A 26,232-nucleotide genomic window follows, 5' to 3' on the forward strand; every position below is an offset into this window, starting at 1 on the left:
GGTGGCGGCTACGCCTTACCCGACCTACAAACCCCGTAGGGGACAAAAAAAAGCCGGAGACATCGCCTCCGGCTTTTTTATATTCATCACTCAGACTATCTCTTGCGCGTACTTGAATAACGCTTTCAGCAGCGCCTGCTTCTCTTCGTTCCCTTCGTATTGACCGTAAAGCATCTCCAACTCCTGTGCGTAGTTGTGCAGATACTCCGGCGTAAACACGTTGCGACGATGCTGCAGCCAGCGTTCCTGCTCAGCTTCATCCAGCGTGCCGGGGTAATTACGCGCGCGGTAGTTAAACATCAGCTTTTCAATGCGTTTATCGGCGAAAGTGATATCCAGCGCCGGCAGGTTACGCGGCTCGGTTTGCAGAACGATATTCATGGCCGCCCGATCGGCATCGCTGAAGAACCCGTTGTACAGCTGGGCATCCACGTTTTCTGACGGCACGAACGGCTCGGCTTCGGCAAAGATGGCGACCACTTTCTCGCGCACCTGCGGGTTTTCCCGCAGCACTTTCAGGTTATCAAGGCAGTGCTGTCGGTTAATGCCCAGCCTGTCGGCATCTTCCGGGCGCAGCGTATTCGCCTGCGCCAGTACCGGGCATTTATTGATATGCACCAGTTTGACCGGCACCGCAGGCAGATCGCCGAGTTCATTTTTCGGGGTGTAAAGCCGCTCGCGCAGGGTATCGCTGTCGAGCTCCAGCAGCGGCGAAATGTCGCCGGCTAAATCCACCATGATGACCGCATTACGGTTGTCCGGATGCCACGCCAGCGGTGCGACCCAGCTGGTATTGCCGCGCCAGGCGCCAAACATGCCGGAAATATGCACCAGCGGCTTCATCTGCGGCACGTCAATCAGCGTGGTCAATTTCTGCTTGCTGCGGTGGCTCAGCAGATACTCAAACAGCCTTGGCTGCGCGCTTTTCACCAGCCTCGCCATGGCAATGGTGGCATAGACGTCCGCCATCGCGTCGTGGGCATTGCTGTGCTCGATACCGTTGGCGCGCGTCAGGTGCTCCAGCCGGAAGCTCGTCAGCCCTTCCTCATTTTCCGGCCAGTTGATGCCTTCAGGACGCAGGGCATAGCAGGCGCGCATGATGTCGAGTAAATCCCAGCGCGAATTGCGGTTCTGCCAGCTCCAGGCGTAGGGATCGTAGAAGTTGCGATAAAAGATGTTGCGCGTCACTTCGTCATCGAAACGGATGTTGTTGTAACCGACCACGCAGGTATGGGGGACGGTGAACAGATCGTGGATGCGGCGGGCGAACTCCGCCTCGCTAAGGCCTTTTTCCCGCGCTTCCTGCGGCGTGATCCCGGTGACCATGACCGCGCCCGGCTGCGGCAGGTAGTCATCAGCGGGCTTACAGTAGAAGACCTCAGGCTCGCCAATGATGTTGAATTCGTCGTCGGTGCGGATGGCGGCAAACTGCGCCGGTCGGTCCAGCGCCGGGTGAGTGCCAAAGGTTTCGTAGTCGTGGAACAAAAAAGTCGGGCGTGCGGCAGAGTCAGACACCAGTAATACCATCCTGTTAAAAAATGACGTGACTATGGTAAACGATCGCGCGGGCCAGACCGAATAAAAAGCACCGTTGTGACACAAATTTGCGCGGCAGCTTCAGCGGAAAATCTGCGTCCTGTCACATTTTTTTGCAATTAAGCCAGGTAACGACATCAGAACTCCCGTAAAAAGGTCATCGATTTTTAATGACCTGAGGATATACCGTTGAAACGCCGTCTGTTTATTGCTGTTTCTTTACTCGCTTCGAGTGTCTCATCTGCTTTTGCGGCCGAACCGCTGGATTTTTCGCCGCAGCCTCCGGCCATTCAGGCTGGCTCCTGGGTGCTGATGGATTACACGACTGGTCAGATCTTAACGGCGGGCAACGAACATCAACAACGTAATCCGGCGAGCCTGACCAAGCTGATGACGGGCTATGTGGTGGATCGGGCCATTGATAGCCATCGCATTACGCCGGACGACATTGTCACCGTAGGACGTGATGCCTGGGCAAAAGGCAACCCGGTTTTTGACGGTTCGTCGCTGATGTTCCTGAAAGAGGGCGATCGCGTCTCCGTGCGCGATCTGAGCCGCGGTCTGATTGTCGATTCCGGTAACGATGCCTGCGTGGCGCTGGCAGATCACGTGGCGGGCGGCCAGCCGCAGTTTGTGAAGATGATGAACGACTACGTGCAAAAGCTAAACCTGCGCGATACGCACTTTGAAACCGTCCACGGGCTGGACGCGCCGGGCCAGCACAGCTCGGCTTATGACCTGGCCGTACTCTCCCGGGCCATCATTCACGGCGAGCCTGAGTTTTACCATATGTACAGCGAAAAGAGCCTCACGTGGAATGGGATCACCCAGCAAAACCGCAACGGCCTGCTGTGGGATAAAACCATGAACGTGGACGGTCTTAAAACGGGGCATACCTCGGGGGCAGGCTTTAACCTGATTGCGTCCGCCGTTGACGGCCAGCGTCGCTTGATTGCGGTGGTAATGGGGGCGGACAGCCCGAAAGGGCGCGAGGACCAGGCCCGGAAACTCCTGCACTGGGGGCAGCAGAATTTCGATACGGTGCAGATCCTGCACAACGGTAAAAAAGTGGGGACAGAGCGTATCTGGTACGGCGATAAGGAGCAGGTGAAGCTGGGCACCGACCAGGACTTCTGGCTGGCCCTGCCGAAAGCGGAAGTGCCGAATATCAAAGCCAAATACGTGCTGGATAAAAAAGAGCTGGAAGCGCCAATTGCCGCGCATCAGCGGGTCGGTGAGATCCAGCTCTATGACCGCGACAAGGTGGTAGCCCACTGGCCGCTGGTGACGCTGGAGGCCGTTGATAAAGGCGGCCTGTTCTCCCGCATGAGCGACTATCTGCACCACACGCTTTAACTGCTGCTGAGCAGACTGGCAGGGTTGCGAGTCTGCTCACATAATAAACACTTCACGTTTGCCGATCGGCCAGAATTCGCTTTATAGTGTATAAATATACAGTGATAAATGGAGGCAGCATGGACTACAGCATTAAGCAGCAACAGAAACGTAAGATTGCCGGTTTTCATTTGGTCGGGCCGTGGGAACACACGGTAAAACAGGGTTTTGAACAGCTGGTGATGTGGGTCGACGGGCGTCACATTGAGCCACTGGAGTGGGTTGCGGTCTACTACGATAACCCGGATGAGGTCCCGGCAGAAAAACTGCGCTGCGACACGGCCGTCACGGTACCGGATGATTTCGTTATCCCGGAAAACAGCGAAGGCGTCATGATGACGGAAATCGCGGCCGGGGATTATGCCGTGGCGACGGCGCGCGTGGAAAACTACGACTTCGCCACGCCTTGGTATCAGTTCTTTAATTCCCTCCTGCAGGACAATAAGTACCAGATGGCGCTTAAGCCCTGCTTCGAGCGCTATCTCAACGACGGCAATGCAGACGGCTTCTGGGATATCGAAATGTACATCGCAGTAGAGCATAAAACGGTTTAAGCCTGCTAAATGAAGGGTTTTTCAGCCGGAAGCGATCCGCCCGGCTGAAAACACAGTACAATTGTGATTTGCCGTGTAGCTGGAGAGCGGGTGTGCGTCCCGACAAATCATTAACCCCTTTTGAAATTCGCTTGTACAAACACTACCGCGTGGTGCATGGATGTCGCATCGCGCTGGCGTTCGTGTTGACGTTTGTCCTGGTCCGCATGCTGGATGTTCCGGAAGGGACGTGGCCGCTGATCACGCTGGTGGTGGTGATGGGGCCCATCTCGTTTTGGGGAAACGTTGTTCCGCGCGCCTTCGAGCGAATTGGCGGGACCGTTTTAGGCTCGGCGCTTGGGCTTATCGCCCTGAAGCTGGAGCTTATATCGTTTCCAGTTATGCTGGCATGGTGCGGTGCCGCTATGTTCCTGTGCGGCTGGCTGGCATTGGGCAAAAGACCGTATCAGGCGCTGCTGATTGGGATTACTCTCGCGGTGGTGGTTGGTGCGCCCGCCGGAGATATGACCACCGCGCTGTGGCGAAGCGGGGATGTCATTCTGGGGTCACTGCTGGCCATGCTCTTTACCGGTATCTGGCCGCAGCGTGCTTTTCTGCACTGGCGCATTCAGATGGCCAACTACGTTACCGCATTTAACCGCGTCTATCAGGCCGGTTTTTCTCCCAACCTGGTTGAGCGTCCCCGGCTGGAAAAGCATCTGCAAACGATCCTCAACGACGTGGTCAAAATGCGCGGCCTGATCACCCCCGCCAGCAAAGAAACCCATATTCAGAAAGCAATTTTCGAAGCCATCCAGACGGTAAGCCGCAACCTGGTCTGCATGCTTGAACTGCAGATCAACGCGCACTGGGCCTCGCGCCCCAGCCATCTGCTGATGCTTAACGCGCAGACCCTCAAAGAGACCCAGCAGATGACGCAGCAAACGCTGTTGACCATCGCACACGCGCTCTATGAAGGTAACCCGCAGCCGATACTGGCGAACAGCGAGCGGCTGAATGAGATCGTTGCGGAGCTGAAGCAGTTAATCAATGAACGCCAGAGCGATAACGTGGCAGAAACACCTATTCACGGCTATGTCTGGCTGAGTATGGAACTGGCGCGTCAGCTTGAGCTGCTATCGCATCTTATTTGCCGGGCGCTGCGCAAATAAAAGGCGTATGTGACGCCTGCTGCTTCGATTCAGCAGCAATTGGGGTTATGATAGATTTAAACGATATACTCATTGTCATTCGCAGCCGCTGTCTGTTACAACGGTTGCCTTAACGAATCCGAATCTCACATTATCAGGGGTGTAAAAATGGAAACTACCAAGCCTTCGTTCCAGGATGTTCTGGAATTCGTCCGCCTGTTCCGCCGCAAAAACAAACTGCAGCGTGAAATCCAGGACGTTGAGAAGAAGATCCGTGACAACCAGAAGCGTGTTCTGCTGCTCGACAACCTGAGCGACTACATCAAGCCAGGTATGAGCGTTGAAGCTATTCAGGGCATCATCGCCAGCATGAAGAGCGACTATGAAGACCGCGTTGATGACTACATCATCAAAAACGCTGAGCTGTCCAAAGAGCGTCGTGACATCTCTAAGAAGCTGAAGGTGATGGGCGAAATCAAGAACGGCGAAGCAAAAAGCGAATAATCGCAGCGAATAGTGAAAAAGGCTCTCTGGTGACAGAGAGCCTTTTTTTTATGATTCAGAACGCGGCTGTAGCTGATAAATCCAGGCATTAACCTGTTTGCCTTCGAGGGTGGTTACCGTGACCTCAACCCGATCGTAGCCGTCTTCAAATTCATCGAGCATTTGCCAGTGTGCGGCAAGGTTATCAGAGATAAACAGATAGCCTTCGACGCGGGGCCCGTCAGGGTGGAGCACAATCCCCGGGAAGTCTGCCGCAGCGCCCCAGCCTCGTTCGTAAAACGTGCCGGATACGAAGCCGGCCAGCCATTCACCGCCAATGTTTTCAAGAATATGCGCATTAGAGTGGCCCGGACGCAGCGTGCCGTAGACAAACAGAGCGTTCATTTTCCCTCACCCGCAAAGCAAAAAGCCTGCTTTTAAAGCAGGCTTTTTAAATTTGGCTCCTCTGACTGGACTCGAACCAGTGACATACGGATTAACAGTCCGCCGTTCTACCGACTGAACTACAGAGGAATCGTTGTGGAGGCTTATCTTAGCGGCGAAAAAAGTTTTGTCAAACCTGATCTTAGAGAAAATCGACCGATTGCTGATTCTGTCGTCAGTTTGTTGTAAATCCACACATCTTTTTCTGGAAAATACTTTGCAGGATGAGCATTTCTCCCCCATCATTTGAAATGGAGTTTCAACTTTTCTCTCTAAGGTCCATTTTGAACGTCACTGCCTCCTTACGCCAGGCGATAACGCGCACGCCATGGTATGCAAAACGTAAAAGCTATCGTGTTCTGTTCTGGCGTGAAATCACCCCTCTTGCTGTGCCTATCTTTCTGGAAAATACCTGCGTTCTGCTGATGGGGGTTCTGAGTACCTTCCTGGTGAGCTGGCTGGGGAAAGAGGCGATGGCCGGGGTCGGGCTGGCGGACAGCTTTAACATGGTGGTGATCTCGTTCTTTGCCGCCATAGACCTCGGGACGACGGTGGTGGTGGCCTTTAGCCTCGGCAAGCTTGACCCCAAGCGCGCGCGCGAGGCGGCCCGTCAGTCGCTGATGATCATGACCATTTTTTCGATCGTTCTGGCGGCGGTGATCCACTATTTCGGTAAAGAGATTATCGACTTTGTCGCCGGGGAAGCCACGAACGAGGTTAAAGACCTGGCGCTGACCTACCTGGAAATGACCGTCTTAAGCTATCCGGCGGCGGCCATTGCGCTGATTGGCAGCGGTGCGCTCCGCGGGGCGGGCAACACCAAAATCCCGCTGCTGATCAACGGCGGGATGAATATCCTGAATATCATCATCAGCAGCGTCCTGATCTACGGCGTGTTCTCCTGGGAAGGGCTGGGGTTCGTCGGTGCCGGACTGGGGTTAACCATTTCACGCTATATCGGCGCGGTGGCCATCATCGGGGTGCTGATGGCGGGGATCACGCCTTCGCTGCGCCTTACGCTGAAAAGCTATTTCCGCCCCTTTAATTTCGCCATTATCTGGGAAGTGATGGGGATCGGCATTCCCGCGAGCATTGAATCGGTGCTGTTTAACGGCGGGAAGCTGCTCACGCAGATGTTTGTCGCCGGGATGGGGACCGACGTTATCGCCGGTAACTTCATCGCCTTTTCCATCGCCTCGCTGATTAACCTGCCGGGTAACGCGCTGGGTTCGGCCTCGACCATCATCACGGGTAAGCGGCTCGGGAAAGGGCAAATAGGGCAGGCGGAGCGGCAACTGCGGCACGTGTTCTGGCTATCAACCATTGGGCTGACCCTGATCGCCTGGGGCACCGCGCCGTTTGCCGGGCTGATGGCCTCGTTCTATACCCACGAAGATGATGTTAAAGAGGTCGTTAAGATCCTCATCTGGCTCAACGCGGCCTTTATGCCCATCTGGGCGGCCTCATGGGTTCTGCCCGCCGGGCTGAAAGGCGCGCGCGACGCCCGCTTTGCGATGTGGGTATCGATGCTCGGCATGTGGGGTTGTCGCGTTGTCGCGGGGTATACGCTCGGGGTGATGCTCGGATGGGGCGTTATCGGGGTCTGGCTGGGGATGTTCCTTGACTGGGCCGTGCGGGGCGCGCTGTTCTACTGGCGTATGGTCAGCGGGCGCTGGCTGTGGAAATATCCGCGGAAAAATGCCTGACAATTGCGCGAAATGGAGAATTATTCGGCAAACGATCGGAAATATGCATTCTGCCTTTGACATCATGGGGGAGCATCGATAATATGCGCCCCGTTCACACGATTCCTCTGTAGTTCAGTCGGTAGAACGGCGGACTGTTAATCCGTATGTCACTGGTTCGAGTCCAGTCAGAGGAGCCAAATTTGAAAAGCCTGCTTTTAAAGCAGGCTTTTTGCTTTTCTGCGGCGGGTAAAATTGTCGGGTGGCGGCTTCGCCTTACCCGACCTACAGGACATGTAGGCCCGGTAAGCGAAGCGCCACCAGGCACCAGACCGCACGAAATTACACACGAATCGGCGCCGTCGCCTCCTCGAGCCACGCACGCGCTTCACTATTCACCAGCGGCAACAGCGCCTCACGTACCTGCCGGTGATACGCATCCAGCCACTTTTTCTCCTGCTCGCTCAATAGATGCAGCTCAACCTGAGTTAAGTCGACAGGGATCAGCGTCAGCGAGGCAAATCTACAAAACCCCGGACGGCTCTCCACAATCTCCACCTGGTTTTCAATGCGAATACCGTGGCTATCGCCCAGATAATATCCCGGCTCGATAGTCATGATATTGCCCGCCACCAGCGGCCACGGGTTGACCTTTTTGGCAATACGATGCGGGTTTTCATGGATCAAAAGCTGATGCCCCACGCCGTGCCCCGTACCGTGATCGTAATCCAGCCCCATCTCCCACAGCGGACGACGCGCAAAAGCGTCCAGCTGATGCCCCTGAGTTCCGGAAGGAAACTGCAGGGTAATGAGTGATAGGAAACCTCTCAGCACGGCGGTGTAGTGCAGGCGCTGCTGCGGATCGACCTGACCCCATGCCAGCGTGCGCGTGGCATCGGTGGTGCCATTAGCATACTGACCTCCGGAATCGTTCAGGTAAAAATGGTCATGGCCGATAGGCTTGTTGCTGGCCTCGCTGGAATGGTAATGGCACATCGCCGCATTGCTGGAGGAGGCGGAGATAGTGGCAAAACTCTGCTCGATAAACCCCGGCTGCTGTTTGCGGAACGCGAGCTGCTGCGCCTGCGCGTCCAGCTCAGTCAGCGGTTGTCCTGCCGCCTCGCGCAGCGGCACTTCACGGCTTAGCCAGGCGAGGAAGTTGACCCACGCGGCACCGTCCTGGTGATGACACTCGCGGTAACCCGCAAGTTCGACCGAGTTTTTAGTTGCCTTCATCAGGGTAATAGGGTCGGTCCGCCAGACAATTTCTCCCCGTGGTTCAATGGCGAAGCGCAGGGCTACCGGCGCGGAGTCGGCATCCACCATCACCCGCTTACCTTCAGCAATCTGCTGGCAACGTTCGATAAAGGCGTCCTGCGGCGCAATGGTGAACGCACTGCGCACCGCGTCTGGCAGGGCGCTGAGCTTGTTGTCGTTAACAAACCACTCAACGTGACCGTCACGGCCAAGCAGGACAAAGGAGAGCGGGACCGGGCTGTAAGGGATATCCGCGCCCCGCACGTTCAGGAGCCAGGCGATGTTATCCGGCAGGGTAACGGCCAGATAATCGGCATTGTTCGCCGCCAGCACGGCGGCAGCGCGCTGGCGTTTGTCTGCGCTGCTTTCGCCGCTCAGCTCAACCGGCATTTCACGAATCAGCCCCGCCGGCGCGGCAGGGCGGTCAGTCCACAGGGTATCAAAAGGAGACTGACTCAGTGGCACCAGCTCGCACGGTGTGGTGGAGAGCTGCTCAAACTCCGAATGGGTCATCAGCAGCGCCTCAAAGCCGATGCGTGTCCCTACCTCAACGTTTTCCGCCAGCCATTGCGCCAGCGGCTCGTTATGCAGGTGGTGGATCTCAACCTCATCCGTATTGACCTGCACGCGCGCCTGAACCTGATAGCGGCCATCGACGAACAGCAGCGCTCTATCCTGCAGCACCAGCGCCACGCCGGCCGAACCGTCAAAGCCCGTCAGCCAGGCCAGCTTTTCGTCGTAGGGCGCGCAGTATTCGCTCTGCCAGGCATCGGCGCGCGGGACGATCATCCCGTCGAGGTTATTGGCTTCAAGCCACTGGCGCAGGGCAGAGAGCGGTGATGTGCTGTACATTCTTTATCCTTATCGTGATTAGCGGAACGGCGGCTCGTTAAAGGTGCGCAGCTTGCGGGAATGCAGCTTGTCGCCTTCCGCCCGCAGCAGGTCGATGGCGCGAATGCCAATTTGCAGATGCTCTGAGATAGCCCCCTCATAGAAGCGGTTGGCCTGGCCCGGCAGCTTAATTTCGCCGTGCAGCGGCTTATCGGAGACGCACAGCAGCGTGCCGTAGGGGACGCGGAAGCGATAGCCCTGCGCGGCGATGGTGGCGCTCTCCATATCAATCGCCACCGCGCGGCTCAGGTTGAACCGCAGCGCGGAGGCGGAGTAGCGCAGCTCCCAGTTGCGGTCATCCGTCGTGACGACCGTACCGGTGCGCAGGCGCTGTTTAACCTCTTCACCCGGCATGCCACTGACCTCTTTGGTGGCGTCATACAGCGCGCGCTGCACTTCGGCGATGCTCGGGATTGGGATATCCGGCGGCAGTACGGCGTCAAGCACGTGGTCGTCGCGCAGGTAGGCGTGGGCGAGAACGTAATCGCCAATCAGCTGACTTTCGCGCAGGCCGCCGCAGTGGCCAATCATCAGCCACACGTCCGGGCGCAGTACCGCCAGATGGTCGCAGATGGTTTTCGCATTCGACGGTCCCACGCCAATGTTGATCAACGTGATGCCCTGACCGTCGGCGGTGATCAGGTGCCAGGCGGGCATCTGGTGTTTTTTCCACGCCAGGTCGGAAATGGCCTGCTCGGGCGCTTCGGTCTCCGCGGTGATCCAGATCCCGCCCGCACAGGACAGCGCGATGTAAGGGCTCTCCGGGTCAAGGATCTGGCTACAGCCCCAGCGGACAAACTCGTCGACGTAGCGGGTGTAGTTGGTAAAGAGCACGAAGGGCTGGAAATGTTCGGCTGGCGTACCGGTGTAGTGGCGCAGACGTGCCAGGGAGAAATCGACCCGGCGGGCATCAAAATGCGACAGGGGAGAAAATTCTGCCGGGTGATAAATCCCGTCAGCCGTCTCATCGCCAATCTGCGAAAGTTCAGTCGTCGGGAAGTGGCGGGTCAGTCCCGCGCTCATGGAGCGGTCAAGCGTTAACGCCGAGCCGTCAATCACGTAGGGATACGGGATTTCATGCTGTGAGGGCTCAACGGCTATATGCGCACCGTAGTCCTGGTACAGCAGCGTGAGCTGTTCTTCAAGATAAGGGCGGAACAGTGCAGGGCGGGTGACGGTGGTGCTGTAGCAGCCGGAGTGGGTAAAACGCGCGTAGGCGCGGGTTTTCGGCGTGGTGCTAGCGCTGCCGTCCCAGGTTACAGAGAGCGATGGATAAACAAAAAGGCCCGCGATTCTGGCCTTTTCGTCGGGGAGTTTCCCTGTTTCGATATACTCGCTAATGGCGCTGCGCAGCGCATTGACGGACTGTTCATACAGCGCGTCGAGTTTTTCCAGCGCCTGAGCCGGGGTCAGGCTGGAGCCCTTATTATTCATCTCTGTCTCCTTGTTCCACAGGTGTGCGACTCTACCCGATAGTATGTCACACGCCTGTGAAACAAAAGTGAGATCAGCGGTGGCTCGTCTCTTTCATCAATAGCGCCGTCGCCGCCGACAGCAGGCAGCCGGCCAGCAGATAAATGGCCACGCTGTGCCAGTTTCCGCCGGAGAAGGTCACCAGCGCGGCGGCAATAAACGGCGTAAACCCGCCGCCGACAACGCTTGCGACCTGGTAACCCACCCCTGCGCCGCTGTAGCGGTAGCTGGCGCCGAACAGTTCGGTAAACATCGGCTGCTGGACGCAGACCACCATATCGTGAGCGATGTTCGCGAGCATGATGGCGAAGAAGACAATCCAGAAGATCGACTGCGCCTCCAGCGCCATAAAGAATGGCCACGCGCTGAGGGTTCCCACCAGCGCCCCGGTAATGTAGACGCGACGGCGGCCAAACCGGTCCGCCAGCCAGGCGAAGCAGGGGATTGTCAGGCAACTGATCCCCCCGACCACCAGGCCGATATTGAGGAACAATTCGCGCGGCAGGCCGAGGTTCTGCGTCGAATAGTTCAGCGCAAACGCGGTGACGATATACATCGTCAGCAGTTCGCACAGGCGCAGGGCGATAATTTTCAGAAAAGCGCCAGGGTGCTGAACCAGGGCTTCCATCACCGGCAACCGTTTTTTGGCGGCCGGCTTTTCCTGCTGCTGCTGTTCGAATTCAGCGGACTCTTCCATCCCGTTACGGATCCACAGCGCGGCAATGACCAGCACGATGCTGAAGATGAACGGAATGCGCCAGCCCCAGCTCAGGAACTGCTCGTCGGTGGTGAGCTGGCTGATTAAGGAGACCAGCCCGGTGGACAGGAGCAGACCCACGCCATAGCCAACCTGCACGCCGCTGCTGTAAAAGGCTTTCCGGTGCTTCGGCGCGCTCTCTACGGACAGCAGCGCCGCGCCGCCCCATTCGCCGCCCACGGCGAAACCCTGGATGGCGCGCAGCGTGACCAGCAATACCGGCGCCCACCAGCCAATCGCGGAAAACGAAGGGAGAATGCCAATCAGCGCGGTGGCGATCCCCATCATCCAGACGGTGAGCATCAGCATGCGTTTGCGGCCGAGGCGGTCACCGAAGTGGCCGAAGATCACACCGCCCAGCGGGCGAAACAGAAAGCCAACGCCGAAGGTGGCAAACGCGGCGAGCGTGCCCATCGCGGGGCTGACCTGCGGAAAGAACTCGCGGTTAAAGACCAGGGCGGCGGTAATGCCGTAGAGCAGAAAATCATACCAGTCGACGACGGCACCCGCGAAGCTGCCTAAGGCTGCGCGGCGGGCACGATTGAGCGAAGATGTCTCCTCGTTGGGACGTTCGGAGATGAGGGTGGAGTCCATAGTTGTCCTGTCTGTACTGATTTTTAATTATTGGTATAAGAAAAGGTCACTCACGTTGCGTCCGTCATATAAACGGAACCTATGAGACTACCGCGACAAAACGCCTGAGAAAACGTTTTTATCTTTCCGGAAGGCGCTGAATAAATAAATTTCATCTTACCCTGCCTCGAGATAAATCAGTCTGTTTGGCTCCGGTTAGTGCTGAATGGATTACAGTAATAGATACCGCTGCGTGACTTAAGCTGAGGGAAAAACGATGCAACGTAACTTTTCGGCCATCTGGATTGTCCTGTTTTTATTCGCCGCACCGCTTCATGCCGAGCCGAAAGTCTATGGAGAACAGCGTATTAGCGGCTGGTGGAATGCGCTGACGGAGGATATATCCCAGACCTGGGAAGAGCCGCAACGTTACGATTTGTACCTGCCGTTCCTTAGCTGGCACGCTCGCTTTATGTACGACAAAGAAAAAACGGACAATTACAACGAAATGCCGTGGGGCGGCGGGCTGGGCGTTTCCCGCTATAACGAAGAGGGCAACTGGAGCGCGCTCTTCGCGATGATGTTCAAGGACTCGCACAACGAATGGCAGCCCGCGATGGGCTATGGCTGGGAGAAGGGCTGGTATCTGGATAATGCCAAAGATTTCCGCCTTGGGCTCGGTGCCGCAGCGGGCATCACGGCGCGAGATGATTTTGCCAACTACGTGCCGCTACCGTTCATCTTCCCGCTGTTTTCAGCCGGCTATAAGCGCGTTACCGTCCAGTTCACCTATATTCCAGGAACCTATAACAACGGTAACGTGCTCTTTGCCTGGATGCGCTTAGGCTTTTAAAGGGTGATCACTTTTTTTGCCACGGCGTTGGACAATACCAGCATGGAGAAGAGCACCGAGGTGACGAAAGTGAGCACAATCAGCGCCAGCTTCATACCGAGAGAGGTCACCGGGATCAGCGCCGTCAGCAGGTGAAACACCGAGTAGTGGACAATATACACGCCGGTCATTGTTTTGCTGATGGCGGCCAGCACTGACTCCTTAAACTCAGCATTGCGGCGAAAGCGCACCCCGTTCGCCGCAATCACCAGCGCAATAATCAGAATGTAGATTTGCGAGCCGGTAAGAATAAAGGCGTTTCTGTCGGCCTTGAACAGGGCAAAAAAGAAGTGGCGTTCGTAAAACCAGGTGAAGAGATAAATAAACGGGATGGCGATAACCGCCGCCCTGACGACATTTTTGCGGCTAATCCACTCGGCGATTTTCGGGTCGCAGAAGAGTTGCCCCGTCAGATAAAACAGCAGCCATGTCCACAACCGATACTGCGGTGAAAGCGAAAGGACGTGCGTTTCAGGATAAAGCGCCGATAGCAGATCGTATCCGTAGGAAAAGAGCAGCAGGGCGGCAATCGCCCCGCAGAATAGCGCTCGCCGCTGGCTAAGCCACTCCACCGCCGGGTGGAAGGTGTAAATCACGACAAAGGCGAACACGAACCAGGGCTGGATTAAATACCCGCGCTGGTAAGGCTCCCACAGGTAGTAGATCGTTATCCAGAACAGAAAAACAATTATCAGACTTTTAATCTTACCCAACTGCCAGCGGGTGCCGTGCCGGGATTGTCCGTCGAGATAGCCCGCAACCACAAAAAAAAGCGGCGTGGCGATGGTCGAAATAAAGGTTAAAAGCCCAAGGATCCAGTGATAGTCGTAATCATAATGATCCCAGGTATTGTAGATAGTGAAGAAGGTGACCGCCGTCATACAGCCCAGCGTCTTGATAATATTCAGCCCTGTCGCATTCATTGTTGTTTGGCTTCGTCCTTACGATGGAAACACGCATAGATCACCGGGAGTACCAGTAGCGTCAGGATTGTAGCAAACCCAAGTCCAAACATAATCACAACGGCCATGCTCTGGAAGAAAACGTCCAGCAGCAGCGGAGCCAGGCCAAGTACGGTAGTGAACGCGGTGAGCAGGATGGGGCGCAGGCGCGAGGTGGCGGCATAAACGATCGCGCTGTGCTGATCCTTTTGCGTTTTCTGCTGTTCGATCTCTTCCACCAGCACGATGCCGTTGCGGATGAGCATTCCGCTCAGGCTCAGCAGGCCAATCAGCGCCATAAAGCCAAAGGGAATGCCGGTAATTAAAAATCCCGGCGTGACGCCAATCAGCGCCAGCGGTACGGTCAGCCAGATGGCGACGGCATTTTTCACCGAGCTAAACATCAGCACCGTAATGACAAACATCACCAGATACCCGACAGGTAGCGTAGTGAACAGCCCTTGCTGCGCTTCGCTGGAGTTTTCCGCGTCGCCTCCCCACTCAATGCTGTAGCCGTGTGGCAGGGGAAGGGCATCTACCTGCGGCTTCACGCGGGCGAGAATATCGCCGGAGGTTTGCTGGCTTAGCGGGTCCGGGTCCGTCTGAACCGTCAGAACCCGCGAGCGGTCGCGTCGAAGGATGAGCGGATCTTCCCACTCCAGCGAAAAGCGGCTGACGACGTTACTCAGCGGGATATACTGCTGCCGCGTCTGGCTCCACACCAGCACGTTGTTCAGGTGATTGGCGTCCAGCCGTTCGCTTTCAGGGGGCCTCACCACCACGGGCAGCAGGTCACTGCCTTCCCGATACAACCCCGCCCGGCTGCCGGAGAAATTCATCTCCAGCGCGTTGTCGACGTCCTGTTTATCTACGCCAAGCTCGCGGCCCAGGGCGGCAACGTACTGTGGGCGGATCACCTTGCTGCGGTTTTGCCAGTCGTTCCTGACGCTGCCCGTGGCCGGGTCGCGGGTGAGGATGTCGTCCACCTGGCTGGCAATCAGGCGCAGCCGGTCAGGATCGGGACCTTTAATGCGTACCTCAATGGCGCTGTCGCCGGAGGGGCCAAACATCACGCGCTTGGTGCTGGCGTTGACCTGCGGATAGTTTCGCGCGATGTACTCGTCCACGTGGCGCGTCAGGGCGGAGATGTTGCGCTGGTCGTCCATGCGCACCATGATCTGCGCGTAGTTGCTGTACTGCCGCTGTCCGCTGTAGGTCAGAATAAAGCGCATACTTCCCTGACCAATGGTTGAGACGGTGGTTTCCACGCCCGGCTGGCCGTTAATGGTTTTTTCGATATCGCCGGTCATTTTCTCGGTCCATTTAATATCGGTGCCGTAGGGTAGCCAGAGGTCGACAAAGAAAATCGGCGTATTAGACGACGGGAAAAAGTTTTGCCGTACGGCGCCAAAACCCCAGACGGACGCTGCCAGCAGCGCAGCCATCACAATGAGCGTCGATGCCTTATGGTGCAGCAGCGTGTTAAGCAGGCGCTGGTAGAGGCGGTAGAGTCGTTTATCGTAAGGATCTGACTCATCGGTTTTATCGGGGGTGTTGTCGTTTTTAAACAACCACCACTTAATCAGCACCGGGGTGAGGGTGAGCGCCGAAAACCAGCTCAGCATCAGGGAAATCAGCAGCACCTGGAAGAGTGATTTACAGTATTCCCCGGTGGAATCCTGCGACAGCCCGATAGGGGCAAACGCCAGTATGGCAATCACCGTCGCCCCCAGCAGCGGCAGGGCGGAGCGGCGGATGATGTAGTTCACAGCGGCCAGCAGAGGCGAGCCCTGCTGTCGGGCAATCAACACCCCTTCGACAATCACGATGGCGTTATCCACCAGCATGCTGAGGGCGATAATCAGCGCCCCGAGCGAGATGCGCTGCAGCTCAATGCCCCACAGATACATAATCAGCAGCGTGCCGAGCACGTTGAGCGCGAGCGAAAACGCAATGATGATCCCGCTGCGTACGCCCATAAAGATCAGCAGCACGCCGATGACAATCGCCAGCGCCATCAGGAAGTTAATAATAAAACCGTTAACAGAGTGGCCCACTTCGGCTGCCTGATCGTAAAACAGGTCTATTTGTATGCCTGCCGGTTTTTCCGCCGACATCTGGTTTAGCTTCGCCTCCAGCGCGTGGCCCACGTCGATTACGTTCACGCCGGGAATAAACGAGACGCCCATGGTGACGGCTTTTTTGCCGTTGGCATGGTAGATACTGGCTGGCGATTCGTTCAGCCCGCGAGACAGCGTGGCGATATCCCGCAGGCGCGTCGCCGCACCGGTGCCGGAAGGCGTGATGATGATATCCGCCAGTTCATCAAGATTCTCGAATTCACCGGTCGGGTGCAGGCGAATGGATTCGGTGCCGGAGGTGATTTCTCCGGCGCTGGAAACGACGTTAAGCCTGCTGAGCAGGGCGGAAAGCTGGTTCAGCGTAATGCCGCGCGCGGCCATTTTAGTCAGGGAGATATCGATGTTGACCTGCTGGCTAATGGCCCCGCCGATGGCAACCTTCGCGACGCCGGGGACCAGAATCAACGCGCGGCGCAGCTGCTCCGCATATCTCACCAGTTCAGGATTACTGAATTCATCTCCGGAAATGGCGAAGAAGAAGCCGAACACGTCGCCGAAATCGTCATTCACAAAGGGCGCGATGACGCCGGGCGGAAACTGACGCGAGGCATCGCCCACGCGGCGGCGAAGTTCATCCCAAATCTGCGGCAGTTCGTTCGAGTGATAGCGTGAAGCGATGTTAACGGTGATTTGCGACAGACCGTTTGACGAGATGGAGCTCACGTTGTCCAGATAAGGCAGCTGCTGAAGGGCATTCTCCAGCGGCAGCGTAACCTCCTCTTCAACCTGCTGAGCGGATGCGCCGGGATAGTGGGTGACCACCACGGCGGTTTTGATGGTAAAGGCGGGATCTTCCAGCCTGCCGATATTCAACAGGGCGAAAATACCGCCGATGCCCAGCAGCAGAATCGTTAGCCAGACGCGAACAGGGTTATTAATAAATTGACGAGAGATATCCATTACAGTCCCCGTTCACGCGTCCAGATACGCACTGGCTGGTTAGCGTGGAGCTCCCCAACGCCTGCGGCCACCACGCGCTCGCCCGCCTTAAGCCCGCTGGTGATTACCACGCCTTCGGTACTCACTTGCCCCACGCTGACCTTGCGGTCTTCAAGATGGAGCGTGTCGCCTTCTCCCGTTACGACCCAGACGTGCGGCTCATTGCGCGGGCTGTTGTCCGGGTTAAAGACTGCCTCAACCGGTACGACGAGCGCCTGAGCGCCTGCGCCAGCCGGGAGATTGGTTAAATTAATGGTCACCGTACCGCTTACGCCACCGACGGCGGGAAAATCATCGGGTCGCGGCATGGTGAGTATCACTTGCCAGGTCAGGGTATTGCTGTCGCTGCTGCCCGAATGCTCTTTGTAGACGGCGGTAAATTCCCGATCCGGAAGGGCGTTAATTTTCACCACGGGGCGGTACTGCGCGTTGCGAATATCAAAGGTCTTAAACAGGTTTTCAGGAATGCTGAACACCACGTCCAGCAGATCGGTACGGGTTAACGTCGCGATGGGCTGACCGGCGGACACCACCTGATGGTTTCGCACGTGCACGCTGGCCGCCGTCCCGCTAAAGGGCGCAACGAGCGTCATCTGATTTAGCTCTTCCCGGGCAATCTGCAGCGCCGCATTCGCCGAATCGCGGTTCGCACGCTGCACGTCCATCTCGGCTTTTGAAATGGCCTGTCGTCCTGCCAGCGTCTGGAAGCGGTCGAACTGCCTCTGGGCCAGCGTCGCCGCCGTTTGTCTGTCATTTACCCGCTGCTGGGCTTCACGGGCATTCAGTCTGGCAAGCTGTTGCCCCTGCTTGATGGCAGCGCCCTGACGTACATCAAGCGTTTCAATTTGACCGGCGCGCTTGAAGGAAAGGTCTGTGGCATCGCCCGATTCAATGCGGGCGGGAAAAACGCGCTGCTGGGCGTGACCCGGAGCCGTCACCTCCGCCACTTTTACCATTCTGGGCAGGGGAGAGGCTTGCTTGGGTTTCGGATCGCATGCCGTGAGCGTTAACAAAACGAACGGTAAAAGAGAGAGGTAGCGGTTCACTGTATTCCCCTAATAAATAACTGTTTTATTTATTCCATAACCTGGACAGGGGGTGACACTATTCTGCCAGAACAGTGACGACCATATAGGTAAATAAACCAATCGCCGTGCTGGCGATAATGGCAAGCGCAATAAACATACCCAGGCGGATCAGGCTTAAACCATACATACATTCCTCCATGAGCCGGAAGCGGTGTCTGACTATGAGCATAGTCGGCGAAAAGATAAATGTTAAATAACCATTATCAGTGGGGAAGCGCTAAACCTGATATTCCTGTGCTACGTTTAATATTATTCATCTCTTTTTATCGTAACTGGCATTAAGGGCAACCCCCTGCATTTAATGCGTTTTTTGCTTCATTCACTCTCGTGTTGGTTATAAAAAGGATGCTCGATATGTATAAAAACATTCTCGTTCCGGTGGATGTCTACGAGACAGGTCTGGCGGATAAAGCGTTGCAGCATGCACGGTTTCTGGCGCAAAGCGCGTCGGGTGACATTCATTTGCTGCACGTCATGCCCAAATTTTCAGCCGAACTGACGCGTGGTTTTATTTCAGATGCGCGCAAAATGGATGAATATATGATTAATAATTCGAAAGAAAAACTGTCTGACCTGGTCAAAAAATTGAATCTGCCAGAAGAGCGTGTTCATCTCCATGTCCGTAGCGGGAACGTTCGTGATGAGGTTATTAAGCTGGCGGATGAACTTGCTGCCGGTGCAATTATTGTCGGCTCTCGAAATCCAAATATTCAAACCCATTTGTTAGGATCAGAGGCGGCAAGTATTGTTCGTTACGCACATGTTCCTGTTTTCGTTATTCGTTAATTACAGAGAAGCAAGGTGATTTCTGAATAGAACCTGAGGAAGGAACGATGAAAACAGGAAAACCTGAACGTCCGTATTATCAACAAACCGTTGACGAAACCCTGTCGAATATCCACTCCACCCTGGAAGGCCTTAGCGGCACTGAGGCATCAGCCCGACTTCAGCAGCACGGTGAGAATGCGTTACCGCAAAAAAAGGGCAAACCGGCCTGGCTGCGCTTCCTGGCGCATTTTAACGACGTATTGATTTACGTTCTGCTGGTGGCCGCGTTGCTTAAGCTCTTTATGGGCCACTGGGTAGACATGTTTGTGATCCTTGGGGTTGCCATCATTAACGCGCTGATTGGCCATATCCAGGAGAGCAATGCTGAAAAATCGTTGCAGAGCATTCGCAATATGCTTTCCAGCGAAGCCGTGGTGGTACGGCAGGGGAATCATGAAACGATCCCCACCACGGCGCTGGTCCCGGGTGATATCGTGGTGATCCGCGCCGGGGATCGGATCCCTGCGGATCTGCGCGTGATTGAAGCGCATAATCTTCGCGTGGAGGAAGCCATCCTGACCGGCGAATCCACCGTTGTTGAGAAAAACAGCGATGCGTTAAGCGGGGAACTGCCTTTAGGTGACCGGTATAATCTGCTCTACTCAGGCACCACCGTCAGCTCCGGCGGCGGTAAAGGCGTGGTGGTAGCAACCGGGGGCGAGACCGAGTTGGGTCACATCAATCAGATGATGTCCGACATTGAAAAGCACCGCACGCCGCTGATGGTGCAGATGGATAAGCTCGGTAAGACCATCTTCATCACCATCCTGGTGATGATGGTGGCGCTGTTTGTCTTTAGTCTCCTGTTCCGGGATATGCCGGTTTCTGAACTGGTGCTGTCGCTTATCAGCCTCGCCGTTGCCGCCGTGCCGGAAGGCCTGCCGGCCATCATTTCCATCATCCTTTCACTTGGCGTACAGGCCATGGCGCGTCGCAAGGCCATCATTCGCAAGCTGCCCACGGTGGAAACGCTGGGGGCGATGACGGTCATCTGCTCGGATAAAACCGGCACCCTGACGATGAATGAAATGACGGTCAAAGCGGTGATTACCGCTGACGCGACCTACCGCGTGGAGGGCGACAGCTACGAACCGGTGGGGAATATTCACCCCGTAGATGACCCGACGCCCGTCAGCGTGACGCAGGGTTCCCTGCTGGAACGCTACCTGCGCACCATTGACCTCTGTAATGACAGCCAGCTGATCAAAGACGAGCAGGGGCTGTGGAAAATCACCGGGGGCCCAACCGAGGGCGCGCTGAAGGTGCTGGCGGCGAAAATCCCGCTCCCACCGCTCGATACCGAAATGCGCAGTAAAATCCCGTTTGATTCGCAGTATAAATACATGTCCACGCTCTACCGGCTGGGCGATGAAGAGGTGATTTTAATCACTGGCGCGCCGGACGTCCTGTTCCGCCTCTGCCAGTACCAGCAGACGAATGACGGACTGCAGCCGTTCGATCAGCCTTACTGGGAAGGGAAGATTGAAGAGTATGCCCGGGAAGGGCTGCGCATGGTGGCTGCGGCCTGGAAACCTGCCCACGAGGGGCAACGCGAGCTGGATCACCCGGACCTGCAAGATGGCGTGATCCTGCTGGGTATTGCAGGAATGATGGATCCGCCGCGTCCGGAGGCCATTACCGCCATTGCCGACTGTCTGCAGGCCGGGATCCGCGTGAAAATGATCACCGGCGACCATCCGCAAACGGCAATGAGCATTGGGCAAATGCTGGGGATTGGTAACGCCGCAAGCGCTATCACCGGGCGTGAGCTGGAGGCGATGGACGATCGTCAGCTGAGCGACGCCGCCCAGCAGTACGATATTTTCGCCCGTACCAGCCCGGAGGATAAGTTCCGCCTTGTGCAGGCCCTTCAAAGTAAACAGGAAGTCGTGGGCATGACCGGGGATGGCGTAAATGATGCCCCGGCGCTCAAGCGGGCGGATGTGGGTATCGCCATGGGGATTAAGGGGACGGAAGTCACCAAGGAAGCCGCCGACATGGTGTTAACGGATGACAACTTTGCCACCATTGCCAGTGCGGTGCACGAGGGACGTCGGGTTTACGATAACCTGAAAAAGACCATTCTGTTCGTTATCCCCAGCAACATCGCGCAGGCCCTGCTGATCATCATCGCGCTGCTGGCGGGGAACCTGATCCCGCTAACGCCGGTCCTGATCCTGTGGATGAACATGGCGACGTCGGCAACGCTGTCGTTTGGCCTGGCGTTTGAAGCGGGTGAGAAGGACATCATGAACCGGCCTCCGCGTAAGGCGAATCTTCATGTGATGGACGGCTATGCCATCTGGCGCGTGGTGTTTGTTGGTTTGATGATTGCCATTAGCGCCTTCGTGCTGGAAGCCTGGCTACAGCCGCGTGGCTATTCGGCGGAATTTATCCGCACCGTGCTGCTGCAAACCCTGGTCACTGCGCAGTGGTTCTACATGCTCAACTGCCGCGTGAATGACGGCTTTTCGCTGAGCAAAGGTCTGCTGGCGAACAAAGGGATTTGGATCGTGAGCGGCGTACTGCTGGCGCTACAGCTTCTTATTATCTACGCACCCTTCATGCAGATGCTGTTTGGCACCGAGGCGCTGCCGTTCCGCTATTGGGTCATCACCTTGCTGATTGGTTTTGTGATGTTTCTTATTGTCGAGGCGGAAAAAGTACTGACGCACAGGTGGCGCAAAACCGAGGCGTGATAGCGTAAACTGAGAAAGCCTGCCTGAGCCCAGGCTTTCTCTTTTTTTTGAGCACAGGAAACTATGATTCGACTTGTCTGGTTCGTCCTTACGCTGTGTGCCGCTGTTCCCGGTGCGTTTGCCGTAACCTATCCTCTACCGCCGGAAGGCAGTCGTCTGGTGGGAACCCCGATTATCATCAACGTTCCTGAAGGCAACACGCTGCCTCTGGAAGCCTTTGCCGCGCGCTACGGGCAGGGGCTAAGCAATATGCTGGAAGCGAACCCGGGCGTGGATCCTTTTTTGCCCAAATCCGGTACCCGGCTGGTCATACCCCAGCAGCTGATTTTGCCTGACACCGTCCGGGAAGGCATTATCGTGAATGCGGCAGAAATGCGCCTCTACTATTATCCGCTAGGCGGTAACACCGTTGAAGTGCTGCCCATCGGCATCGGCCAGGCCGGGCGTGAAACGCCGCGTAACTGGGTGACGGCGGTTGAGCGCAAGCAGGAGGGACCCACCTGGTCGCCCACGCCCAATACGCGCCGCGCCTATGCGGCAGAGGGGAAAACGCTGCCGGCATTCGTGCCCGCCGGGCCAGATAACCCGATGGGGCTGTATGCGATCTATATCGGCAGGCTGTACGCCATTCACGGCACAAACTCGAATTTCGGCATCGGGCTGCGGGTGAGCCAGGGCTGTATTCGTCTGCGTAATAACGACATCAAATACCTTTTCGATAATGTCCCCGTTGGAACCCGCGTGCAGCTTATCGATCGGCCCGTGAAAACCACCACCGAGCCGGACGGTAGCCGCTGGGTGGAGGTGCATGAGCCGCTGTCACGTAACCGTGCGGAATTTGAATCAACCAATAAGGTTCCGCTGCCAATTTCAGCCGCGCAGCGGACACAGTTGGTAAACGAGGGAGCGGGAGCCGAACTGGAGCGGCGGTCGGGGATGCCGGTGAAGCTCAGTCAATGAGTTCGTTTAGCCCGGTGGCGCTGCGCTTACCGGGCCTACAGTCCCGTAGGTCGGGTAAGGCGAAGCCGGCACCCGACAATTTTACCCGCTGCAGAAAAGCAAAAAGCCTGCTTTAAAAGCAGGCTTTTCAAATTTGGCTCCTCTGACTGGACTCGAACCAGTGACATACGGATTAACAGTCCGCCGTTCTACCGACTGAACTACAGAGGAATCGTGTGAACGGGGCGCATATTATCGACCTGCGTTCGCCTTGTCAAAGGGTGGATCAACGCCTTTTGATCGTTTGCTGACAAAATCGGCAAAGTGGTGTTTTTGCCAGCGGAATGCACCGCTTTGGTGCGCGTATACCCCTAATGGGGCAGATCATAAACTGCTGTTTCAGTAATAAAACCCACCTCCGTGATTAGGTTTCCTTATTTTCAGGCGCTTAGCGAACAATTCAGACCGCCTGGTAAAAGTGGCATTCATATTGCAAAACCTGTTCAACAACGACAGCCGGTTCCGGCACAGCATTTTCGAACAGGGGGCAAAATGAACTTAAGACGACTGAAATACTTCGTAAAAATCGTCGATATCGGCAGCCTGACTCAAGCGGCAGAAGTGCTGCATATCGCGCAGCCTGCGCTGAGCCAGCAGGTGGCTACTCTGGAAGGCGAGATGGATCAGCAGCTGTTGATTCGCACCAAACGCGGCGTCACGCCAACGGAAGCCGGTAAGATCCTGTATACCCACGCGCGCACCATCCTCCGCCAGTGTGAACAGGCGCAGCTGGCGGTAAACAACGTGGGTCAGACCTTGAGCGGGCACGTTTCTATCGGCCTGGCGCCGGGAACGGCCGCATCGTCTATTACCATGCCGCTGCTGCAGGCCGTTCGCGCCGAGCTGCCTGAAGTGCTGGTTTACCTGCACGAAAACAGCGGGTCCGTACTGAATGACAAACTGCTGAGCGGCCAGCTGGATATGGCGGTTCTTTACGATCGCTCCCCGGTTGCCGGGATCACCAGCCAGCCGCTGCTGAAAGAAGATCTTTACCTCGTGGGCACCCGCGACTGTCCGGGCCAGAGCGTAGACCTTACCGCCGTGGCAGAGATGAACCTCTATCTGCCGCGCGATTACAGCGCCGTGCGCGTGCGCGTGGATGAAGCGTTCTCCCTGCGCCGCCTGACGGCAAAAATCATCGGCGAGATCGACTCTATCTCCACGCTGACCGCGGCCATTGCCAGCGGAATGGGGGTGACGGTTCTGCCGGAATCTGCCGCGCGCTCGCTGTGCAGCGCGGCAAACGGCTGGATGGCGCGCATCACCACGCCTTCAATGAGCCTGCCGCTGTCGCTGAACATGTCCGCACGCGGATCGCTCTCGCCGCAGGCGCAGGCGGTCAAAGAGATTTTGATGTCGCTGGTCAGCAAGCCATCGCTTGAGAACCGTGAGCTTCAGCTCGTGAGCTGATATTCCATAAAAGCATAAGATGCTGGTTTTTATTATTTGTTCTGCAGCTCAGCTGACTCTAACAATAGAGCTATCTCAGATGCGCCGGAGTGAATCGTGAATTTCCAGCAACTTAAAATTATCCGTGAGGCGGCCAGGCGGGACTACAACCTGACCGAGGTCGCCAACATGCTTTATACCTCTCAGTCCGGCGTCAGCCGCCATATCCGCGAGCTGGAAGAAGAGCTGGGGATAGAGATCTTTATCCGCCGCGGCAAGCGTCTGCTGGGCATGACCGAGCCCGGCAAGGCCTTGCTCACCATCGCTGAGCGGATCCTCAACGAGGCCAGCAACGTTAGACGCCTGGCGGATCTCTTTACCAATGACGCCTCTGGCGTGCTTACCATCGCCACCACCCACACCCAGGCCCGCTACAGCCTGCCGCCGGTGATTAAAGCCTTTCGCGAACTTTTCCCGGATGTCCGTCTGGAGCTTATTCAGGGCACGCCGCAGGAAATTGAAGTGCTGCTGCAAAACGGCGGGGCAGATATCGGCATCGCCAGCGAGCGTCTGAGCAACGACCCGCTGCTGGTGGCCTTCCCGTGGTTCCGCTGGTACCACAGCTTATTACTCCCGGTCGATCATCCGCTGAATCAGGTCTCTCCCCTGACGCTGGAAGAGATTGCTAAGTGGCCGTTGATTACCTACCGCCAGGGCATTACCGGGCGCTCGCGTATTGATGAGGCCTTCAACCGTAAAGGGTTAACGCCGGACATCGTGCTGAGCGCGCAGGATTCCGATGTGATTAAAACCTACGTCGAGCTGGGCCTGGGCATTGGCCTGGTGGCGGAACAGTCCGGCGGCGAGCGCGAGGCCGGGGATCTGGTGCGTCTGGATACACGCCATCTGTTTGACGCCAATACCGTCTGGCTCGGCCTGAAGCGCGGGCAGCTACAGCGCAACTACGTGTGGCGCTTTATCGAGCTCTGCAACGCCGGGCTGTCCGTCGATGAGATTAAACGCCAGGTGATGGAGCCGGAAGAAGTGGCGATTGATTACCAGATTTAAGTGCTGGCTTGCCCGGTAGCGCTGCGCTGACCGAATCAGGGGACAGGGATGTCGTCACTTGTTGTAAGTAGTGGGGACATGCTGCTGCATCAATTCAACGATCCAGTCAATAAAAACGCGCAGTTTAGCGTTGACGTGGCGGTTCGGCGGAAACGCCAGGTGCAGGGGCATTGGACTTATACGCCATTGTGTAAACAACGGAATCAAAGCGCCGGCAGCCTGATGCGCTGCCGCCATATAGACGGGTAGCGCAATCACGCCCAACCCGGCTAACCCGGCTTCGAGGTAAGCATTGCCATCATCCACGGCAAGTACATAGCTGCCCGTGATTTCAATATGTTCACTCTCACTGCGCAGTACCAGAGGATCAATCTTGCCGGTGCGTGAGGACAAGAATCCTACTCTGCGATGGTCGGAATTTTCCAGCTCTCGCGGGTGCGCAGGGGCGCCAAGGCGTTCCACATAGCTGGGGGCGGCGTAGACGCCGATTTGCAAATGTCCGACATGGCGAGCTATGAGGAACTGGTCGTTGATTTCGCCGCCGCGCAGGACGCAATCCACGCTGTCACCAATCAGATCCACCACCCGGTCGCTCACGCCCATGTCGAACTGGATGTCAGGGTAGCGTGCGTGGAACGCCGGTAGCGCCGGTACAAGGATGAGGCGGGCCAGCGGACTGGGCACATCCACCCGTAGCCGCCCCCTGGGCGTCATCGCCGCGCTGGACAGGCAGTTTTCAGCATCTTCCATGTCCGCCAGCAGGCGGATGACGCGTTCGTAGTAGACCGCGCCGTCGGGAGTCACGCCGAGCCTGCGGGTGGTGCGATGGAGCAATTTGACGCGTAGGCGCGCTTCCAGCTGCTGAACGAGCTGCGTCACCGTCGTTTTGCTCATATGAAGCGTTTGGGCAGCCTTTGTGAAGCTACCTGCCTCCACCACGCGAGCAAAGGCGCGCATCGCATCGAAACGATCCATTCCATACCTCTCTTTTCGCCGATTGTTTGGATATTACAAACAATGATGGACAAAGTCGCTTGTTTATCCGCCCGATCCTGCACCTGTAAAGTGTC

The 26,232-nt window shown here is 56.6% G+C and carries 20 protein-coding genes and 3 tRNA genes; 12 read left to right on the forward strand and 11 right to left on the reverse strand.

The genetic code is table 11. The features are described from left to right. Window positions 1-90 precede the first annotated feature (90 nt). Window positions 91-1,527, reverse strand: a complete 1,437-nt coding sequence (sbcB, locus tag AC3WOK_RS09375; RefSeq protein ID WP_415270342.1) for an exodeoxyribonuclease I — start codon at window positions 1,525-1,527, stop codon at window positions 91-93. Between the two features lie 198 nt (window positions 1,528-1,725). On the opposite strand from sbcB, the gene dacD reads away from it, so the two are divergent. The 4 genes from dacD (at window position 1,726) to AC3WOK_RS09395 (ending at window position 5,119) form a co-directional block, all read left to right on the forward strand. Next, complete coding sequence (dacD, locus tag AC3WOK_RS09380) at window positions 1,726-2,892, forward strand: serine-type D-Ala-D-Ala carboxypeptidase DacD (RefSeq protein ID WP_045887846.1); 1,167 nt, start codon at window positions 1,726-1,728, stop codon at window positions 2,890-2,892. 119 nt (window positions 2,893-3,011) lie between these two features. Then, window positions 3,012-3,485 carry a DNA gyrase inhibitor SbmC gene (gene sbmC / locus AC3WOK_RS09385; protein ID WP_059311178.1) on the forward strand — a complete coding sequence of 158 codons (474 nt, stop codon included), beginning with the start codon at window positions 3,012-3,014 and terminating at the stop codon, window positions 3,483-3,485. A gap of 92 nt (window positions 3,486-3,577) precedes the next feature. Further along, window positions 3,578-4,636 (forward strand): FUSC family protein, encoded by a 1,059-nt coding sequence (locus tag AC3WOK_RS09390; RefSeq protein ID WP_492354395.1) that lies wholly within the window; start codon window positions 3,578-3,580, stop codon window positions 4,634-4,636. Between the two features lie 147 nt (window positions 4,637-4,783). Beyond that, entirely contained in the window at window positions 4,784-5,119 is a 336-nt protein-coding gene (locus AC3WOK_RS09395; RefSeq protein WP_008499467.1) for a DUF496 family protein, read from the forward strand. Between the two features lie 48 nt (window positions 5,120-5,167). Here AC3WOK_RS09395 and AC3WOK_RS09400 read toward each other — a convergent pair whose 3' ends face one another. Further along, window positions 5,168-5,503, reverse strand: coding sequence for a gamma-glutamylcyclotransferase family protein (locus AC3WOK_RS09400; RefSeq protein ID WP_047346450.1), 336 nt, complete (start codon window positions 5,501-5,503; stop codon window positions 5,168-5,170). Window positions 5,504-5,556: 53 nt separating this feature from the next. Next, window positions 5,557-5,632, reverse strand: a tRNA-Asn gene (locus AC3WOK_RS09405). Window positions 5,633-5,793: 161 nt separating this feature from the next. Here AC3WOK_RS09405 and emmdR point away from each other — a divergent pair. After that, window positions 5,794-7,248 carry a multidrug efflux MATE transporter EmmdR gene (gene emmdR, locus AC3WOK_RS09410; RefSeq protein WP_123138894.1) on the forward strand — a complete coding sequence of 485 codons (1,455 nt, stop codon included), beginning with the start codon at window positions 5,794-5,796 and terminating at the stop codon, window positions 7,246-7,248. A 103-nt stretch (window positions 7,249-7,351) separates the two neighbouring features. Beyond that, window positions 7,352-7,427 (forward strand) — tRNA-Asn (locus tag AC3WOK_RS09415). 142 nt (window positions 7,428-7,569) lie between these two features. Here AC3WOK_RS09415 and AC3WOK_RS09420 read toward each other — a convergent pair. The 3 genes from AC3WOK_RS09420 to shiA all read right to left on the reverse strand — a co-directional run bounded on the left by AC3WOK_RS09420 (window position 7,570) and on the right by shiA (window position 12,199). Further along, on the reverse strand, window positions 7,570-9,336 hold the full coding sequence (locus AC3WOK_RS09420) for an aminopeptidase P family protein (RefSeq protein WP_492354396.1): 1,767 nt from the start codon (window positions 9,334-9,336) through the stop codon (window positions 7,570-7,572). An 18-nt stretch (window positions 9,337-9,354) separates the two neighbouring features. Beyond that, entirely contained in the window at window positions 9,355-10,809 is a 1,455-nt protein-coding gene (locus AC3WOK_RS09425) for an AMP nucleosidase (RefSeq protein WP_447855923.1), read from the reverse strand. Between the two features lie 73 nt (window positions 10,810-10,882). Further along, window positions 10,883-12,199 carry a shikimate transporter gene (gene shiA, locus AC3WOK_RS09430; protein WP_059310263.1) on the reverse strand — a complete coding sequence of 439 codons (1,317 nt, stop codon included), beginning with the start codon at window positions 12,197-12,199 and terminating at the stop codon, window positions 10,883-10,885. 256 nt (window positions 12,200-12,455) lie between these two features. On the opposite strand from shiA, the gene pagP reads away from it, so the two are divergent. Continuing rightward, window positions 12,456-13,031 carry a lipid IV(A) palmitoyltransferase PagP gene (pagP, locus tag AC3WOK_RS09435; RefSeq protein ID WP_447855921.1) on the forward strand — a complete coding sequence of 192 codons (576 nt, stop codon included), beginning with the start codon at window positions 12,456-12,458 and terminating at the stop codon, window positions 13,029-13,031. On the opposite strand, the gene AC3WOK_RS09440 is transcribed toward pagP, so the two are convergent. The 3 genes from AC3WOK_RS09440 to AC3WOK_RS09450 are packed head-to-tail and all read right to left on the reverse strand — an operon-like array spanning window position 13,028 to window position 18,137. Then, window positions 13,028-13,993 carry an acyltransferase gene (locus AC3WOK_RS09440; RefSeq protein ID WP_447855919.1) on the reverse strand — a complete coding sequence of 322 codons (966 nt, stop codon included), beginning with the start codon at window positions 13,991-13,993 and terminating at the stop codon, window positions 13,028-13,030. The two genes, pagP and AC3WOK_RS09440, sit on opposite strands and share 4 nt — an antisense overlap. Beyond that, window positions 13,990-17,052, reverse strand: a complete 3,063-nt coding sequence (locus tag AC3WOK_RS09445; RefSeq protein ID WP_447855917.1) for an efflux RND transporter permease subunit — start codon at window positions 17,050-17,052, stop codon at window positions 13,990-13,992. Before AC3WOK_RS09445 ends, AC3WOK_RS09440 begins: the two co-directional genes overlap by 4 nt. Next, window positions 17,052-18,137 carry an efflux RND transporter periplasmic adaptor subunit gene (locus tag AC3WOK_RS09450; protein ID WP_447855916.1) on the reverse strand — a complete coding sequence of 362 codons (1,086 nt, stop codon included), beginning with the start codon at window positions 18,135-18,137 and terminating at the stop codon, window positions 17,052-17,054. Before AC3WOK_RS09450 ends, AC3WOK_RS09445 begins: the two co-directional genes overlap by 1 nt. Before the next feature lie 396 nt (window positions 18,138-18,533). Here AC3WOK_RS09450 and AC3WOK_RS09455 point away from each other — a divergent pair, with 396 nt between their 5' ends. The 3 genes from AC3WOK_RS09455 to ldtA all read left to right on the forward strand — a co-directional run bounded on the left by AC3WOK_RS09455 (window position 18,534) and on the right by ldtA (window position 22,666). Then, window positions 18,534-18,965 carry a universal stress protein gene (locus AC3WOK_RS09455; RefSeq protein WP_063432480.1) on the forward strand — a complete coding sequence of 144 codons (432 nt, stop codon included), beginning with the start codon at window positions 18,534-18,536 and terminating at the stop codon, window positions 18,963-18,965. A 47-nt stretch (window positions 18,966-19,012) separates the two neighbouring features. Next, window positions 19,013-21,706, forward strand: a complete 2,694-nt coding sequence (locus tag AC3WOK_RS09460) for a cation-transporting P-type ATPase (protein WP_492354397.1) — start codon at window positions 19,013-19,015, stop codon at window positions 21,704-21,706. Between the two features lie 63 nt (window positions 21,707-21,769). Next, entirely contained in the window at window positions 21,770-22,666 is an 897-nt protein-coding gene (gene ldtA, locus AC3WOK_RS09465) for a L,D-transpeptidase (RefSeq protein WP_492354398.1), read from the forward strand. Between the two features lie 134 nt (window positions 22,667-22,800). Here ldtA and AC3WOK_RS09470 read toward each other — a convergent pair. Next, window positions 22,801-22,876 (reverse strand) — tRNA-Asn (locus AC3WOK_RS09470). 321 nt (window positions 22,877-23,197) lie between these two features. Here AC3WOK_RS09470 and nac point away from each other — a divergent pair. Continuing rightward, window positions 23,198-24,115, forward strand: a complete 918-nt coding sequence (gene nac, locus AC3WOK_RS09475) for a nitrogen assimilation transcriptional regulator NAC (RefSeq protein WP_045908128.1) — start codon at window positions 23,198-23,200, stop codon at window positions 24,113-24,115. Window positions 24,116-24,211: 96 nt separating this feature from the next. Beyond that, window positions 24,212-25,162, forward strand: coding sequence for an HTH-type transcriptional regulator Cbl (cbl, locus tag AC3WOK_RS09480; RefSeq protein WP_047346080.1), 951 nt, complete (start codon window positions 24,212-24,214; stop codon window positions 25,160-25,162). A 54-nt stretch (window positions 25,163-25,216) separates the two neighbouring features. Here cbl and AC3WOK_RS09485 read toward each other — a convergent pair whose 3' ends face one another. After that, the gene (locus AC3WOK_RS09485; protein ID WP_492354399.1) at window positions 25,217-26,137 is read right to left on the reverse strand and encodes a LysR family transcriptional regulator; all 921 of its coding nucleotides are present in this window, start codon (window positions 26,135-26,137) and stop codon (window positions 25,217-25,219) included. Window positions 26,138-26,232: the final 95 nt, after the last annotated feature.

The sequence above is a fragment of the Enterobacter sp. FW301-JW81 genome (assembly GCF_058788735.1).